The sequence below is a fragment of the Pseudomonas sp. B1(2018) genome (assembly GCF_003097365.1).
Lineage (GTDB): Bacteria > Pseudomonadota > Gammaproteobacteria > Pseudomonadales > Pseudomonadaceae > Aquipseudomonas > Aquipseudomonas laurylsulfatiphila.
On the sequence record NZ_PYUK01000001.1, the window covers coordinates 345,892 to 361,542 of the forward strand.

The 15,651-nt window shown below is 61.3% G+C and carries 9 protein-coding genes and 2 pseudogenes; 4 read left to right on the plus strand and 7 right to left on the minus strand.

From position 1 onward, the window contains the following. Positions 1 to 5: 5 nt before the first annotated feature. Positions 6 to 1,076 (minus strand): sugar phosphate isomerase/epimerase, encoded by a 1,071-nt coding sequence (locus tag C9422_RS01495; RefSeq protein WP_116579429.1) that lies wholly within the window; start codon positions 1,074 to 1,076, stop codon positions 6 to 8. A gap of 112 nt (positions 1,077 to 1,188) precedes the next feature. After that, positions 1,189 to 2,694: a PLP-dependent aminotransferase family protein gene (locus tag C9422_RS01500; protein WP_116579430.1), complete on the minus strand. Its 1,506-nt coding sequence runs from the start codon at positions 2,692 to 2,694 to the stop codon at positions 1,189 to 1,191. A gap of 328 nt (positions 2,695 to 3,022) precedes the next feature. Between C9422_RS01500 and C9422_RS01505 the strand changes: the two genes are divergently transcribed. The 3 genes from C9422_RS01505 to C9422_RS01515 all read left to right on the plus strand — a co-directional run bounded on the left by C9422_RS01505 (position 3,023) and on the right by C9422_RS01515 (position 6,574). Continuing rightward, positions 3,023 to 3,895, plus strand: coding sequence for a DNA/RNA non-specific endonuclease (locus C9422_RS01505; protein WP_116579431.1), 873 nt, complete (start codon positions 3,023 to 3,025; stop codon positions 3,893 to 3,895). Between the two features lie 384 nt (positions 3,896 to 4,279). Then, positions 4,280 to 5,626 (plus strand): putrescine-ornithine antiporter, encoded by a 1,347-nt coding sequence (gene potE / locus C9422_RS01510; protein ID WP_116579432.1) that lies wholly within the window; start codon positions 4,280 to 4,282, stop codon positions 5,624 to 5,626. A gap of 42 nt (positions 5,627 to 5,668) precedes the next feature. Continuing rightward, entirely contained in the window at positions 5,669 to 6,574 is a 906-nt protein-coding gene (locus C9422_RS01515; RefSeq protein ID WP_116579433.1) for an amino acid ABC transporter substrate-binding protein, read from the plus strand. 58 nt (positions 6,575 to 6,632) lie between these two features. Here C9422_RS01515 and C9422_RS32795 read toward each other — a convergent pair. The 4 genes and pseudogenes from C9422_RS32795 to C9422_RS01530 all read right to left on the minus strand — a co-directional run. Continuing rightward, a pseudogene (locus C9422_RS32795) lies at positions 6,633 to 7,607 on the minus strand (methyl-accepting chemotaxis protein); the annotation flags it as partial. 312 nt (positions 7,608 to 7,919) lie between these two features. Further along, positions 7,920 to 8,198, minus strand: a pseudogene (locus C9422_RS32800) (PAS domain-containing protein); the annotation flags it as partial. Positions 8,199 to 8,457: 259 nt separating this feature from the next. Next, complete coding sequence (locus C9422_RS01525) at positions 8,458 to 8,994, minus strand: AAA family ATPase (protein WP_116579435.1); 537 nt, start codon at positions 8,992 to 8,994, stop codon at positions 8,458 to 8,460. 919 nt (positions 8,995 to 9,913) lie between these two features. Next, positions 9,914 to 11,254 carry an MFS transporter gene (locus tag C9422_RS01530; protein WP_116579436.1) on the minus strand — a complete coding sequence of 447 codons (1,341 nt, stop codon included), beginning with the start codon at positions 11,252 to 11,254 and terminating at the stop codon, positions 9,914 to 9,916. 239 nt (positions 11,255 to 11,493) lie between these two features. On the opposite strand from C9422_RS01530, the gene C9422_RS01535 reads away from it, so the two are divergent. Next, positions 11,494 to 12,024 (plus strand): nucleotidyltransferase family protein, encoded by a 531-nt coding sequence (locus C9422_RS01535; RefSeq protein ID WP_116579577.1) that lies wholly within the window; start codon positions 11,494 to 11,496, stop codon positions 12,022 to 12,024. Positions 12,025 to 12,096: 72 nt separating this feature from the next. On the opposite strand, the gene C9422_RS01540 is transcribed toward C9422_RS01535, so the two are convergent. Continuing rightward, positions 12,097 to 15,414 (minus strand): Ig-like domain-containing protein, encoded by a 3,318-nt coding sequence (locus C9422_RS01540; protein ID WP_256589843.1) that lies wholly within the window; start codon positions 15,412 to 15,414, stop codon positions 12,097 to 12,099. Between the last annotated feature and the right edge of the window lie 237 nt (positions 15,415 to 15,651).

Here is a 15,651-nt window from a genome sequence, read left to right on the forward strand (position 1 = left end):
CAGGTTCAGGCGTCAGCGCAATGGGCCAGGGTCAACTCGGCCAGGGTTCGGAACTCGGCCAGCAGACCTCGTACATAGGCGACCTGGTTGTTGGCCCAACGGTGTTCATCGGCCAGCATTCGCTCCAGCGAATAGCCTTGCGGCAGCGCTGTTTCACTCATTTCCCGGTACGCGATGAACGGGTCGGCGGCTTCGTCGAACTGGCGGAACGCCGGGGCCACGTAGTGGTTTTCCTGCTCGAGAATGAAGGCGATCACTTGCGGGGTTGATTCGCCGAGCATCAGCAGTTCGAACAGCATGCGAGCGCTGGGCAGGTCGTCTTCGTCACTGCCTTGCAGCACACCGTAATGCCCGAAGCCGTTTTGCTCAGGCACGATGCGCACACCCTTGAGGTGGGTCTGGCGTATGTGCGGGGCCAGGGCGCGCAGGGCTGCAAGGGGCTGTTCGCAGGCATTGATCATGTTGCCGAAGTCGAACAGGGCGTGCAGGCGCGGGTGGTTCAGCCGGCTCAGCAGTTGCGCGATCTCGCCGCTCTTGAGTTCCTCGTGCTGCTCGAAGTCGAAGAACAGGTCGTGCTCGTCTGCCTGTTGCGCAAGGTAGTGCAGATCCGACTCGATCACGTCCATGACCCGGGACAGCGACCCTTCATAGCGTGAGTAGACACGGATGTTGCGGGTGCCCAGCGCCCTGGCAATGGCGATCACTTGATCGACATCTTTTTTCAGGGTGCTGCTGATTTCCAGATGCACATCCAGCCCGAGAGCATTGGCCTTGTCTGCGAACGCCTGGAGCTGTGTGGCCGTCATTTGACTCAGGCTGTTTTCCTCACCGTCGAGCAGGTGCAGGCTCAGGCCCTGGAGTTCGTGGCGATAGGCGAAGTCCAGCAGGTCGGCAGGGGTGACACGGCCGTGGGTCAGGTTGGTCAGCAAGGGGTAGGCATGGGCAAACAGGCGCAGTTGCCCAAGTCGGTCGAGCAACTGGCGGGCCAGTGCCTCGGTCAGTAGCGGGGGAGCCTCGGCCTCGACAGCCTTATGGCTGAGCAAGGCGTTGAATCGTTCCTGGATCTTATTGTTCATTCGAGTCGTTCCTGGTTCAGACACCGGGTCTACCGGCGCAGCCTTTATCGCGCCAGTCAGGAACTCTCGATAGATCCATTATCAGTTAAATCATAAGACCACTTGCCCGGCGTCAGGTGGCCGGCTGCAGGTAGCCCATTGTGTCCAGGGCCTGGGCCAGCGCTTCGACCCGCGCCTGGGCCTGGTCTTCGGGGGTGCTGGCAAAGCCGATCAGCAGCGCTGGCGGCAGGATATGTTGGACGCAGTAGTCGCTCAGGGGATAGGTGTGAATGCCATGCTGGTCGAGCGCCCTGGCCAGGGCATCGTCATCGAGATGCGCGGGTAACCAGGCGATCATGTGCATGCCGGCTTCCACCGGGGTGACCCTGAAGAAAGTCCCCAGTTGTTTCTGCAGCTGTTCGACCAGTGCCTGCTGGCGAGCCTGGTACAGGGCGCGCATGCGCCGGATATGGCCGAGGAAGTGGCCTTCGCGCATGAAGTCCGCCGTGACGGCCTGGAGCAGGGTGGGCGGGCTGCGGTCCATCACCGCACGCAGGGTGCAGAAGGGATCGACCAGGGCGTCGGGCAGTATCACGTACCCCAGTCGCAGCGAGGGGAAGAGCACCTTGCTGAAGGTCCCGGCGTAGATGACACGGGCCCACTGGTCCATGGCATAGAGTGCCGGCAAGGGACGGCCGTTGTAGCGAAACTCACTGTCGCAATCGTCCTCGATGATCCAGCTTTGATTCTGGGCGGCCCAGTCGATGAGCTCCTGGCGTCGCCCATAACTCATGGTGACGCCCAGGGGATGCTGGCGAGAAGGCGTGGTAAACACCAGGCGGGCGTCAGGACACAAGGCCAGGCCTTGGCGGACATCGATCCCCTGTTCGTCGATACGCAACGGCACGACCTGGCCACCCTGGGCCTGGAGCGCAATGCGCGCCGCGATATGCCCCGGATCTTCCATCCAGAAGCTGTCCTGCGGATTGAGCAACAGCATGCCCAGCAGGTTGAAGGCCTGCTGGGCGCCAGACACGATGACCACCTGCTCGGCACTGCAATCAATGCCGCGGGCATCGAAGACGTACTCGGCAATCGCCTCGCGCAGGGCCAGCAACCCCTGCAGTTCGCCATAGCCGAGCATGGCCTTGGTCGGCTTGTGCAGGTGGCGGTTCAACAGGCGCTTCCAGACCGATTGCGGGAACGCATCGTAAGCACTGTGACTGGGCAGGAATGACGTCGGGCTGTCCGTAGCCCAGCCGGCATAGGACACGCCACGGAAATGATCGCTGCGCAACGACAGCATCGACTGGCTCAGGTCGGACAGGCGAGGCGGCTGGCGCGGCTGCTCGTCATCAATGCCGCGGCCTTCCCATTCATGGCCGACGTAAGTCCCGGCCCCGGTCCGTGACGTCAGGAAACCTTCGGCAATCAGCTGATCGAACGCATTGAGAATGCTGATTCGCGACAGCTCAAGCTCCTTGCTCAGGGTCCGCGTGGACGGCAGGCGCACGCCGCCCTGAAGCCTTCCACTGAGAATCTGTTTGCGAATCTGCAAGTAGAGTTGGCGGTACAAGGGGGTGGAACTGGCACGGTCCAGCTCGATACCCGACAACAGCAAACCTGCGGAGGATTTCATTATTCGTTCGTCTGGATGGAATGTGGTCTGGCCTGAATCGCGGTCAGGCACCCGGGTGCGAAAGGGTAGCGAGGGGGGCTGGATAAGTCATCCACCCCAGCGTCACAATAACAGGGCCGGCGAGTGCGGCATTGCACTAACCGGTCTGGTCATGGTCCATAACCCCCGCACGACCCTCAGCGGTCGAACCGACCGGCCCCGCATCGGTAATTGATCAAGGACAGTGAAAGCATGCTCGCCGCCACATAATCAGCAACCCCTCCACCCGGTTCCGTGAATCGGGACTCGCCGTACGTTTACCCCTCAATTCCTTTCGAAGAATCAACCCATGTACCTACGCAAAATTGCAGTTGGGCTGTCGGCCCTTGTTTTGCTCTCGCCCGGGGCGCAAGCCCGCAGTCTGCTGGACCTCCTCAAGCCACCCGCCGCGCAACACGAACAAGCGTCCCGCTCAGGCTCGATCAGCCAGAGCGCGGCCCTGGACCTCTACTCAAGCAAACAGAAACAGGCCTCGTTCGATGGCTGTGCTGATCTGTTCCCGGCAGCGAAACCGATCAACACCGCTACTGTGCCTGCATCCATGAAACCCCTGGCCTTGTGTTCCGACAATTTCGCGGTGCTGTACTCGCAAACCAGCAAGACCCCGCTGGTGGTGGTCGAACGCCTGAATGCGGCCCAGTTGCGGGATGCCAAAGGGGAAGAGCGCACCAACCAGTTCTACCCGGACCCACGCATTCCCAAGGGTGGGCGTGCAGAGTTGAGCGACTACCGCAGCCAGCATCCGGCCGTGGACCGTGGTCATCAATCTCCGGCAGCCGATGCACCGAACCCCAAGGCAATGGCCCAATCCTTTGCGCTGTCGAACATGGTGCCGCAAGACCCGACCAACAACCGCAAGATCTGGAGCAAGGTCGAGTCGGATGTCAGGAAGTTTGCCACGCGAGCCGATGGCAACGTGTTCGTCTTTACCGGTCCGCTCTTCGATCCAGGCCACTCGACCGTCGGCGACAACCAGGTCTGGGTGCCAACGCGCCTGTTCAAGCTGGTGTACGACGCCTCATCCCAACGGGCCTGGGCCTACGTACTGCCCAACGCTGAAACCCGTGTCCAGAAGCCGATGGACTACGACACTTTCGTGAAGAACACCGGGCTCAAATTGCTCGGGAACCTGCCCGTTACAGGTTCCGCCGGGCGCACCTGACGGCTGGATGAGCAGCATCCCACTGGTTGGAGGCAACCTGTGGGGGGCTGCATTCCTGGAAAAGGAGGGCGCCTGATCGTCATGAGCATGCCCAGGCGGTCCAGGAATAAACTCGGCAAGAAGTAACAGATTGTAAAATTGAACTATACCCAATAAGGCAATCGCTCCTGGCCCAGGGACATGATGCCTCCACAGATATTCGTCCCAGGAACTTCAACGTCGGACAGACCGAGAAATTCTGGTGATGAACGCTTTGAAAATCCCTGCCAGCAATGCGGTGCGTTTACAGGCTCAAGGTCTGATCAAGCATTAGCCCCTGTCCGGCCGTGTGCTGCACGTCGCCAGGCCCAGGTTCAAGACTCTGAACAAGGCAAGGAGTTTGCGATGGCTGATTCAAGCAAGAAAATGAGCCTGATGGGGCTCACGACGCTGGTAACGGTCAACATGATGGGCTCGGGCATCATCATGTTGCCCACCAACATGGCTCAACTGGGTGCCGTCTCGCTGCTGTCATGGATCTTCACGGCGATAGGTTCGATGGCCATCGCTTACTGCTTTGCCCAATGCGGAGTCTTCTGTTCGCGTTCCGGCGGCTTGTCCGCCTACACCGAAGAGGCCCATTCGAAGTCGGGCTTTTTCCTCTGCTCGTACCTGTACTTTCTCTCCTTGGCCATCGCCAACGTGGCCGTGGCCATTTCGGCGGTGGGCTACATGACCGCCTTCGTGCCCTGGCTGGGCACGGGGGCCATTCCGCTGTGTGTCGGCACCATCGGGCTGATCTGGCTGACCACCTTCGCCAACTTCGGTGGCCCGGGCATCACCGGCAAGATCGGCGCGTTCACGGTGTGGGGCGTGATCATTCCGGTGGCGGGCCTGAGCATCATCGGCTGGTTCTGGTTCAAGCCCGATGTGCTGGCCGCCGCCTGGAACCCCAACAGCCTGCCGATTTCCGAAGCCATCAGCAAAGCCATTCCCCTGACCCTGTGGGCTTTCCTGGGCATGGAGTCGGCGGCCCAGGCCACCGATGCCGTGGAAAACCCCAAGCGCAATGTGCCACTGGCCTGCCTGTTCGGCACCCTCGGTGCCGCCGTGGTCTATGTGCTGTCGACCACCGTCATCCAGGGCATCATTCCCAACGCCGAGCTGGCCAAGTCCTCGGCGCCCTTTGCGTTGGTCTACGCCACGATATTCAGCCCGATGGTGGGCAATATCGTCATGGCCCTGGCGGTCATGGCCTGCGTCGGCTCGCTGCTGGGCTGGCAATTCACCCTGGCGCAAACGGCCAAGATGACGGCTGACCAGAACCTGTTCCTCAAGCTGTTCAGCAAGGTCAACTCGATGAATGCGCCCGTCGTCGGCATGATCGTCTGCGGTGTGCTGCAAACCCTCATGGCCCTGTCGACCATCTCGCCCGACGCCGCCGCGCAGTTCAGCAAGCTGGTCAGCCTGGCGGCGGTCACCAACCTGATCCCCTATATCACTGCGCTGACCGGCCTGCTGGTGATCATGCACAAGGCCGGGGTCTCGTCAGCGATTCGCACGCGTAACGTGGTGGTCTTGCTGATTGCCGTCACGTACTCCCTGTACGCCCTGTATGCCTGCGGCAAGGACGCAGTGATGGGTGGCACCCTGGTGCTCGCTGTCGGCTACCTGCTCTACGGATTCCTCGCCAAGCGCTTCACCGAAGTGCCCGCGGCCAATCAGACCAGGGCCGCAAACCCTCAGGCGTAGCCATCAGGACTGCACAGACATCTGCATACGGGGAAACCGGACATGAACGTACCATTTGCCACAACCACCAGACTGCTGCTTGCCTTCGCACTCTTGACGCTGCCATTGGTAGCCGGTGCCAACACCCTTGAACGCGTGCGCAGCAGCCACACCTTTACCCTGGGCTACTTGCCTGACCTGGCGCCCTTCAGCAAACAGGAAGGCGACAAGGCCAGCGGTTACGCCATCGACCTGTGCCTGAAAGTCGCCGACAAGCTCAAGAGCGAACTGGGCCTGTCCGACCTGCAAGTGCACTACTTGCCGGTCACGGTTGCGGATCAGGTCAGTGCCGTCAGCCAGGGCAAGGTGGATATCCTTTGCACGCCGACAGCGCCTACCCTGGAACGGCGCAAGATGATCAGCTACTCCATCCCGGTGTACACCGCCGGCCTCTCGGTCGTGGTGCGCAACGATGCGGCCGAACCCTTGCTCAATGTGCTCAATGGCAAGGTCGCCAATGCCGGCCCGACCTGGCGTGCCAGCATCAACAACGGCCTGGCCAACCAGACCTACGCGACCCTCGAGGGCGGGGTGACCGAAGACTGGATTCGCGAACGCATGCGCCTGCTCAACGTGATCGCCTCGCTGGTGACCGTGGCCAACAACGACGAGGGCGTCAAGCTGGTCGCCGAGGGCAAGGCCGATGCCTTCTTCTCCGAACGCATGCTGCTGCGAAATGAAGTCGCCAAGGGAGGTGCGGCGCAGAACCTGATGATCCTGGACCGCATCTTCGAGTACTCGCCGGTGGCGATGATGGTCGATCGCAACGACGAAGACTTCCGCCTGCTGGTCGATACGGCCCTGAGTGAAGCCTATTACTCGGGCTACATAGAAAAGGCCTACGACCAGTATCTGGGCGGGAGCAACCTTACCGTGAAAAGGCTGTTCAGGGTCTATGCATTGCCTTAGCGGCATCTTGCATCCCTGTGGCGAGGACCATGCCCAAGCAGGAGTCACCCTGTCGCCACTATCGGTTAAAACGCTCGGCCAGGCTGTGCAGATAGTCGGCCATGACCTCAAGATCCTGGCTGATCGCGGCGCCTTGTTTGGCCTGCCCGGCGCTGTGGTCACAGAGTTGGGCAATACGCGTGATCTGCTGATTGATGTCTTCAGCCACGTGACTTTGTTCTTCAGACGCCGAGGCCATCTGCTGGCTCATTCCGGTAATCCGGGTGACGGCCTGACTGATGCCGACCAGCGCCGACTGCACCGCCTCGACACGCTGCATGCTTTCGCGGGAGATCTGCTCGCCACGGCTGGCCGTGGACACTGCGCGATCGGCACCGTCGTACAGAGAAGCAATGATGCCGTGGATCTGTTCGGTGGAGGTGCGAGTGCGTTGTGCAAGGGACCGCACCTCGTCGGCAACCACGGCAAAACCGCGACCTTGCTCACCGGCCCGGGCCGCCTCGATGGCCGCATTGAGCGCCAGCAGGTTGGTCTGTTCGGCAATGGACGTAATGACATCCACGACACTGCCGATCGATTGCGTTTCACTGGCCAATGCGTTGACCGCCTTGCCGATTTCGTTGACCGCCTCATGCATGGTTTCCATGGCGCTCAGGCTTTGCCGGGCCAGCTCACTGCCCTCACGCGTCAACTGGTCGGCCTGCGATGCGGCATGCGCGGTGCTGATGACGTTTTGGGTGACCTCCTGGATGGTGGCGGCCATCTGTGAGATGGCGGCGGCTGACTGATCGGTTTCACTGCGCTGACGATCGAGTGACTGTGCCTGCGAACCGGAGAGTTCGGATGACTGCGCGGCCTTGGCCTTGACATTGACCCCGGCATCGACGAGTCGGCTCAGGGCGGTCTGCAAACGCGCTTCCTCACTGACCATGGCCATGTCCAGGCGACCCTGGGGACCATGGTTGTCGCTGTAGGTGAGCGCGACCAATGGATCGGAAAAGGCTTTCGGATGCTCGGCCAGGGTGCGCTCGATGGCTCTGCGATGCCGGGACTCGATCAGGTACCAGGCCATACACAGGCTCGCCACCATCAGCCCCTGTGCCGCCGAACTGGGCAGCCACTGCTCGGCGAGCAATGAAACTGCGCCAGCGATCAACAACGGCCAGCCGTGTTGCAGCGGCCGGGAAATCCGCGTACTCAGCGAAACGATGGGCTTGCCGGCCCGCATCCGTGCATAGAGTGCTGCAGCCCGACGGACCTGGTCGCGGCTGGGCAGCGAACGAACCGACTCGTAACCGCTCAGGCGTCCGTTTTCATGGATGGGCGTGACGTAGGCACTGACCCAATAGAAATCACCGTTCTTCGCGCGGTTTTTCACAATGCCCATCCAGGGTTTGCCTTGCTTGATGGTGTGCCACATGTGAATGAATACCCCGGGAGGCATGTCGGGGTGTCGAACCAGGTTATGGGGCTGGCCCACCAATTCGTCGTAGGTGAAACCGCTGATGGCAACAAAGGCCTCGTTGCAGTAGGTGATCCGGCTATCGAGATCGGTCGTGGAGATCAATCGTTGTTCGGCGGGAAATACTCTTTCATGCTCGGTTACGGGCAAATTCACGCGCATACGATGCGACCCCTCGGATTATTATTATGATGTTGAGCCTGTGAACCAGACGGGGCCCGCCGTCAGATCACGGGATTCAACGCGTGCGGGCCCGGAGAGGAATTTATGGAGGGGGGAGGTCGACGGAGATTCATTCGACGACAATTTCTTTTCATTTCATGACAAGTCCACGATGTCGCTGTGGAATCATGCGTGACGTCCAATCGAGTCGGTTTCGGGGCGCGAGGCATCACCTCGGGTGACGGATATCGCTGCCCCTCTATTCAAGGCAGGTTTGAGGCATGGCGGGCAAGCCATGGAGAAGGGCGGCAATCTGCCGGCTATTGCGCAAATGCACCACGGGAATGCGCGGGCCCATGGCCAGGCGCACCGCTTCGATACCCGGGCGGTAGCCTCGATCGAAATTCCACACGAACCCAAGGAACGTCAGGAACGCCCGGTCGAGCTTCTCTGCGCAGCCGGCTGCAAGGTCAGGGCGAGGACGGTTCATGAGGCTGCGCAGGATCACCCGGGCGAAGCAGGTGGGTCGCGGCGTATCGAGCCAGATGATCAGGTCGGCCCGGGGCAGGCGCAGGTCGAAGGTGCGCCGGGCATAGTTGCCTTCACAGATCCAGCTATCCGCTGCGATCGCTGCGCTGACCCGCGCGCGGAACTGCTCAGCGTCAGGTTCGATCCAGCCGGGCTCCCAGAACAAGGTATCGAGGTGCACCACGGGCCGGCCCAGACGCTTGCCGAGGGCGCGGGCGAGGGTGGATTTGCCGCTGCCGGCATTGCCCAGAATAACAATCCGTTGCACGAGTGACGTCCTGTCGAAAAAAGTTCTTTACGCATTCCCGGGAAACTGTAGGAGCCAGCCTGCTGGCGATGCACTCAAGCGCGCCGCGTTCATCCAGATCACCCGCGTTATCGTTGACGACCATCGCTGGCAAGCCAGCTCCCAGGTATCGGGTATGTCTGTAGGAGCTGCCGCAGGCTGCGATCTTTTGATCTCAAGCCATTCCGAAGCCGCCAAAAGATCGCAGGCTGCGCCAGCTCCTACAAGGTATCGGGTGTCTGTAGGAGCGGCCGCAGGCTGCGATCCTTTGATCTCAAGCCATTTCGAAGCCACCAAAAGATCGCAGGCTGCGCCAGCGCCTACAAGGTATCGGGTATGTCTGTAGGAGCTGCCGCAGGCTGCGATCCTTTGATCTCAAGCAATTCCGAAGCCGCCAAAAGATCGCAGGCTGCGCCAGCGCCTACAAGGTATCGGGTGTCTGTAGGAGCTGCCGCAGGCTGCGATCTTTTGATCTCAAGCAATTACGAAGCCGCCAAAAGATCGCAGGCTGCGCCAGCTCCTACAAGGTATCGGGTGTCTGTAGGAGCTGCCGCAGGCTGCGATCCTTTGATCTCAAGCCATTCCGAAGCCGCCAAAAGATCGCAGGCTGCGCCAGCGCCTACAAGGTATCGGGTGTCTGTAGGAGCTGCCGCAGGCTGCGATCCTTTGATCTCAAGCCATTCCGAAGCCGCCAAAAGATCGCAGGCTGCGCCAGCTCCTACATGGGAACGCGTTTATCCAGATCACACGCGTTATCGTTGACGACCATCGCTGGCAAGCCAGTGGCCTCCAAACCAGTGAAAGCCCCAAAAACAGCCGGCGATTGTGCAGGGTTTTGCTGGCCAGTCAAAGGCCTCTGGGGAAAACCTCGCTGATGACGCCTGCCGGCTCGTTTCGTGTGTCAGGCGGCGGATGCGCCCACGCCTTCGGCTTTCTCCTGCGCAGCCACGTCATGCAGGGAAATCCTCGAGGTCTCCGGCAATGCCAGTCCCCCCGCCAGCGCGAGTAATGCAATCGCAATCAGGTAGAACGCCGGCGACAGGTTGCTGCCGGTGGTGCTGATCAGCCACGTCGCCACCAGCGGCGCGGTGCCGCCGAACAGGGTGTAGGCCATGTTGTAGGTGATGGCCGAGGCGGTGTATCGAGTGCGGGTCGGGAAGGTTTCCGAGAGCAGGGCCGCGGTCACCACGCCACACAACACCGCGCCAATCGCCAGGAGCATGACGCCGACGACGGACGCTGCGAACGAGCCGGAGCTGGCCATCAGGAATGATGGATACACAACAACGATCAACAGCGCGCAGGCCGTCATCACCGTCATGCGACGCCCGACCCGATCCGAGTACAGCCCGGCCAGCGGGCAGATCGCCGCGGCGAACAGCAATGCAATCAGTGACACCAGCAACGCGGTGGCGCGACTCAGGCCGCCGGCGACTTGCAGGTAAGTCGCGAAATAGGTGGTGAACATATAAAACGACAGTGCGGTCAGTGACACGAAGGCACCCAGGCAACAGATCGCCGCCCCATGGTTGCGCAAGGTGTCCTTGAGCGGCGAGTGGGCGACCGCATGTTCCTGGGTCACTGCCTGGAATGCGGGCGTCTCGTCGAGCTTCCAGCGCAGGTAAAGCCCCACCAGGCCCAGCGGCGCAGCAATCAGGAAGGGCAGGCGCCAACCCCAACTGCCCATGGCTTCAGCCGACAATGATGCCTCCAGCGCGTAAGCCACCACGGCTGCCGCGGCGAAGGCGGAAAATGTCGACACCGGAATGAAGCTGCCGTACCAGGCTCGTTTGTCATGGGGTGCATGCTCCATCAGGTAGGCACAGGCACCTGCGTATTCGCCCCCGGCGGAAAAGCCCTGGGCGCAACGGATCAGCGACAGCAGAATCGGCGCCGTGACCCCGATCGCCGCATAAGTGGGCAGCAGACCGATCAGGGTCGTCGCGCCCGCCATCAGCAGAATGGTCATCGCCAGGGTTCGCTTGCGGCCGATCCGGTCGCCCAGCATGCCGAAGAAAATCCCGCCAAGGGGGCGGAATGCGAAGGCTACGGCGAACACCGCAAAGGTCTTGAGCAGCGCGGCGCTGGCATCGCCGCTGGGGAAAAATTGCTGGGCGATGGTCGTGGCCAGAAAGCCATAGACGGCGAAGTCGAACCACTCGACGAAATTGCCGATGCCGGCGGCGACAATCACTCTTCTCAGTGTTCCCGGGCTGACTTGTTCCATATTTGCGCTCGTCATGCTTGACCTCGACAGTTCGTCAGTAAGCTATCGATTATCGGGGCAGGCACGGCGGCGGCTCACTTCAAAAGTGTCATCCACGTAGTCAGTACCGACGAGATAACGCTGAATGACATGGGTAACGGGCCGTGTTTTTCGTGAACTTGTAAAGCGCCGGGGGTATTGTCGGTCGCCAGGATCAGATCGACAGGGAAGGGATGAAGATGACATTGACTGCCGAAAGCCTGGTCAGGATCGCAATGACCAATCCGGTCAACGCACAAATTTACACACGCTTGCCCGAGCTCGGTTTGAACCAATGCATGCTCACGGCCGGTTGCCTGTTCCAGGCCGTCTGGAATCATCAGTCGCAGCGACCGCCAGAATGGGGCGTGAAGGATTACGACGTCTTCTACTTCGATGATGATCTGTCCTGGGAGGCAGAGAATGAGGTCATCCAGTCAGCCCGGCAGCTGTTCAACGACCTCGACGTGAACATTGAGGTCAAGAATCAGGCCCGCGTTCACCTGTGGTACAGCCAGCGGTTCGGCGGGGATTATCCCAGGCTTCAGTCTGCCCGAGACGGGATCGACCGCTACCTGGTGGCCGGTACCTGCATAGGTTGGGATGTCGCCACCGGCGAGGTCTATGCCCCCAACGGCCTGGCCGATACAGAGCACGGGCTGCTTCGAATCAATCCAGGCAATCCCAGGCCGGACTTGTTCGATCAGAAGGCCAGGAGTTATCAGGCTCGCTGGCCGTGGCTCAGGATCATCGCGCCGCACAGTTGAAGGCAGCAGCTGAACTGACCGATTCGGGCCTCAGATCCATTGAGGCCCTCGTCACTAAAGCCAGGTTGAAACTCAGTTCTTCACTACCGGAACCGTCACGGTCTTGCCGAAGGCCGACTTGATGGTCGCTGTCGGGGCAGCCGCCGGACCGCTGCCGACGGTCGTCACCGCTATATTCCAGCGCGCGCCTGTAGGCGTAGTGGTCAGGGTGGCGGTGCCAAGGTTCACCGTGCCGGTCGTGGTCGTGGCCGTCGCCGTGATGGTATTGCCCGTGCCACGCGAGGTGGTGCCGGACAGTACCCAATACCAGCGGCTGTTACTGCGGGCGGTCACGGTAGCGCCGGTGACGATCAGGTTCTCGACGACCCCTGCCGAGACCGCCACGGTTACCGTCGCCAGTGCCGATTCCGCACCCTTGGCATCGGCGGCCTGATAGGTAAAGGTCGCAGTGAATGGCGCGGTGACCGTGGCCGGTGGCGTGTAGATCACGCGCAGGCCATCGGTGCTGACCGAGCCCATGCCGGAGTCCGGTTGTGCCAGACCCACCACTTTAAGTGGCACGTTACCGTCAGGGTCGCTGTCGTTGGCCAGCACGTTGATGGTCACCGGTTGGCCGGTGTTGCTGATGGCGCTGTCGGGGTTGGCGATCGGTTTCTGGTTATCGTCGTTGGTACGGGTATCGCCAGTGCGGAAGGTTGGCAGCGCGGCAGAGTTGACGTAGGTCACGCCGTCCCAACCTGGCAGGGGCGTTGGCATCAACTGGAACTGGCCCGGATTCTCGCTATCCCAACGCATCAGCATGGAGGTGTCCTCGTGCTGGGTGTTGTGGCAGTGCTCCATGTAGGTCCCGGCGAACTCACGGAAGCGGATGGCGATGTCCACGTCCACGGTACTGTCGATGCCCTGGCCAATGAGATAGACGTCCTTGCGTGCCCATTTTTCCCATTCCGGCGGTGCCTTGCCGTCGCGGCTGAGGACGACGCCTTCTTCGAAATGCACATGCACCGGGTGGCTCCAGCCGTTGCCGCCGTTCTTGATTTTCCACACTTCCAGGGTGCCGTCGCCGGAGAACCCGGCCGGGGTCGGGCCGGTGGCCAGTTGCGGCGCGGCGCTAATCCGGCGCAGGTCCGCGCGGTTGCCGAACCCACCGTCGGTCTTGATGGTCCAGGGTTCTCCATCGGTGCCGTCGGAGCGGCCGAAGATGAACTCGCGATGCCGCACTGTCTTGAGCTTGGCCTGCATCGTTGGATCGTCGCGGTTGACCGTCAGCGGGATCATGACCTTGCCGACCGGTTTACCCGGTTTGGCGGGCTCGTAGTCGGCGGGGTTCATGCTCACGTCCTGGCCGGCATAAGGCTGCACCACCATCTGCATGAACTTGCCCACCGCCGGGTCACCCAAGTCCCATTCCAGCCCTTTGCTGCCCAGTTTGAGCACCGCTTTGTACTTGCCGGACAACACATCGGCCAGGCTCAGCGGAGTACTCTCCGGACCCTTGCCGTTCTGGTGCTCCATCAGGTTGACGAAGTACAGCTTGTCACCGGTCTTGATCCCGTATTTCGAGAAGTTGACGATGATGTCGAAGCGCTCGGCAATGCCCTGGGTGGGCAGGATCGAGTTGTGGTCCTGCACATCGCCGTCGGCGTCCAGGTCCATGCTGCCGTCGAACGGCACGGCGTGTTCCATGAGGTTGCCGTCGTTGGCGATCATGTGGAACGGCACGCGGGTATAGGACAGGCCGGAACCTGCCGGACCGGGGAATTCGCCACCGGTGCCGACGACTTCACGCACCAGCGCGATCCTGAAGAAACGCGACACCGAGCCATTGAGGATGCGGAAGCGATAGCTGCGCGCACGCACGTTCAAGCGCGGCTGGTACTGCCAGTTGACCAGGATCTGATCGCCGAGGAAGCCATCGGTGTTGAACGGGTTGAACCACAGTTGACCGTTGGCATCCCAGGCCTTGTCGGCCACCATCAGGTTGACGTCGTAGTCACGGTTGCCCCAAGGCAACGCCGAGCCGCTGGGCAGACGCAGGTTGACGCCGTCTTCCATGGCTTCGTTACCGCGGTCCATGGCACTGTAATAGTTCATCATCACCGCGTTGCCCTTGTAGACATTCTGCGCGGTGAAATCGAGCATGTGGTCGTGGAACCAGTGGGTGCTCATGGTCTCGCGCCAGTCGCCACGGATCTTGATGCTGCCGTTGTTGCAGGTCTTGAGGCCTGGTGAGGCATCGTTGACGAACAGGGTTTCACCCGGAGCGCAGGGGAACGCCGCGCGCGGATCCTGCGCAGTGGTGTTGATGCTGTCATAGCCGGCCAGCTGGATCGGCCAACGATAGTCGTAGTACTGGCCAGGAAAGAAAAACGCATTGGCATAGCCGTCGCTTTCGGCCGGGGAGTGGCCGTTGTGTTCATGGGTGCTGAGGGTGTGCAAGCCAAACCCCATGTTCGCCGCCGGATCGATCGGCAGGGCGTTGTAGTGCCGCATCAGCACCGGTTGGCCGTAGCGCACCATCAACAGTTTTGGCGGAAAGGTGCCGTCGAAGGTCCAGAGCGCCTTGTGGTTCTGAATTGGCATGTTGGGGTGAAAACGCGTGTCGATGCCTTTGGTGGTGCCCGCGATGACCGGGGCGTCCGACGTCTGGTTGTAGAGGCCGCCCGGCCCGAACTCACCAACGGCATAGTTGTGCAACTGGCGGCGGTCGCGCATGCCGCCGTTGAGCTTGGCGCCCGCTTGAGCGGTCTTGAAGGCGACCTGTGGGTAGAACTCGTTCCAGCGCTGGTGCGACCAGCCTTTTCCTGGCGGACGACCTTCGGCCGGCGAGCCGACCGGATGGCGGTTGAGGAAGGCTTCTACCTGCGCTTTCCACGGGTTACGGTCCAGCACGTTGGAATACTGTGACGGAAACGGGTACAGCCCGGGCTGGCGCATGAAGGCTTCCAGCGCCGCGGCCGAAGGGCCGCTGCGGGCGATGCTGTTCGGGTCCTGCACGGGCGCCGGGCCGACGGTCGGAGGGGGGAACGTCAGGGGCGGTGCTGGCAGTGTCGGGTCGAGTTTTTCCGTGCCGAATTCTTCGAACAACAGCAGTTGCTGAGTGTACGGCTGCGCCCCGAACAGCGGACTGGGCTTGCCGTTGGTGGGGATCTTGAACGAGGTCTGCAGTGCTGGCGGCAGCACGTTCTCGGCCCGTGGCGTGTACCGGTCGCCATACACACCGTTGGGCAGGGCGATGGCGCCCTCGTTGGTAGGGGGCATGGTCAGAATGGCATCCAGCGCGGCCTGGGGGTCAGCCGGCGGGTTGGTATAGGCTGAGGGGTCAGTCGGCGGCGGCGGGCTGACATCATCCAGTGGCGCAGCGTCTGCCGTGGCCAGGGAAAGAAGCATCGCGCAAGGCAGGCTTGATCTGCGCAGCCGGTCGAAGGAATTGCATTGTGGTGTCGCGCTTTTCATTTTATGACCCCTCGCCTGATGTCCCGTCGTCTCCATGTCCGGGACGACCGCTGTTGTGGGCACAAGTGGGGGAGTGCAACTAATGAGCCATCATCCGGGCAAAGAAAAAATTCAGATAAATGAACAAGTTGTTGACTGGGTAGCCGGCAGCAGAACCGGGGGCTATTCCTC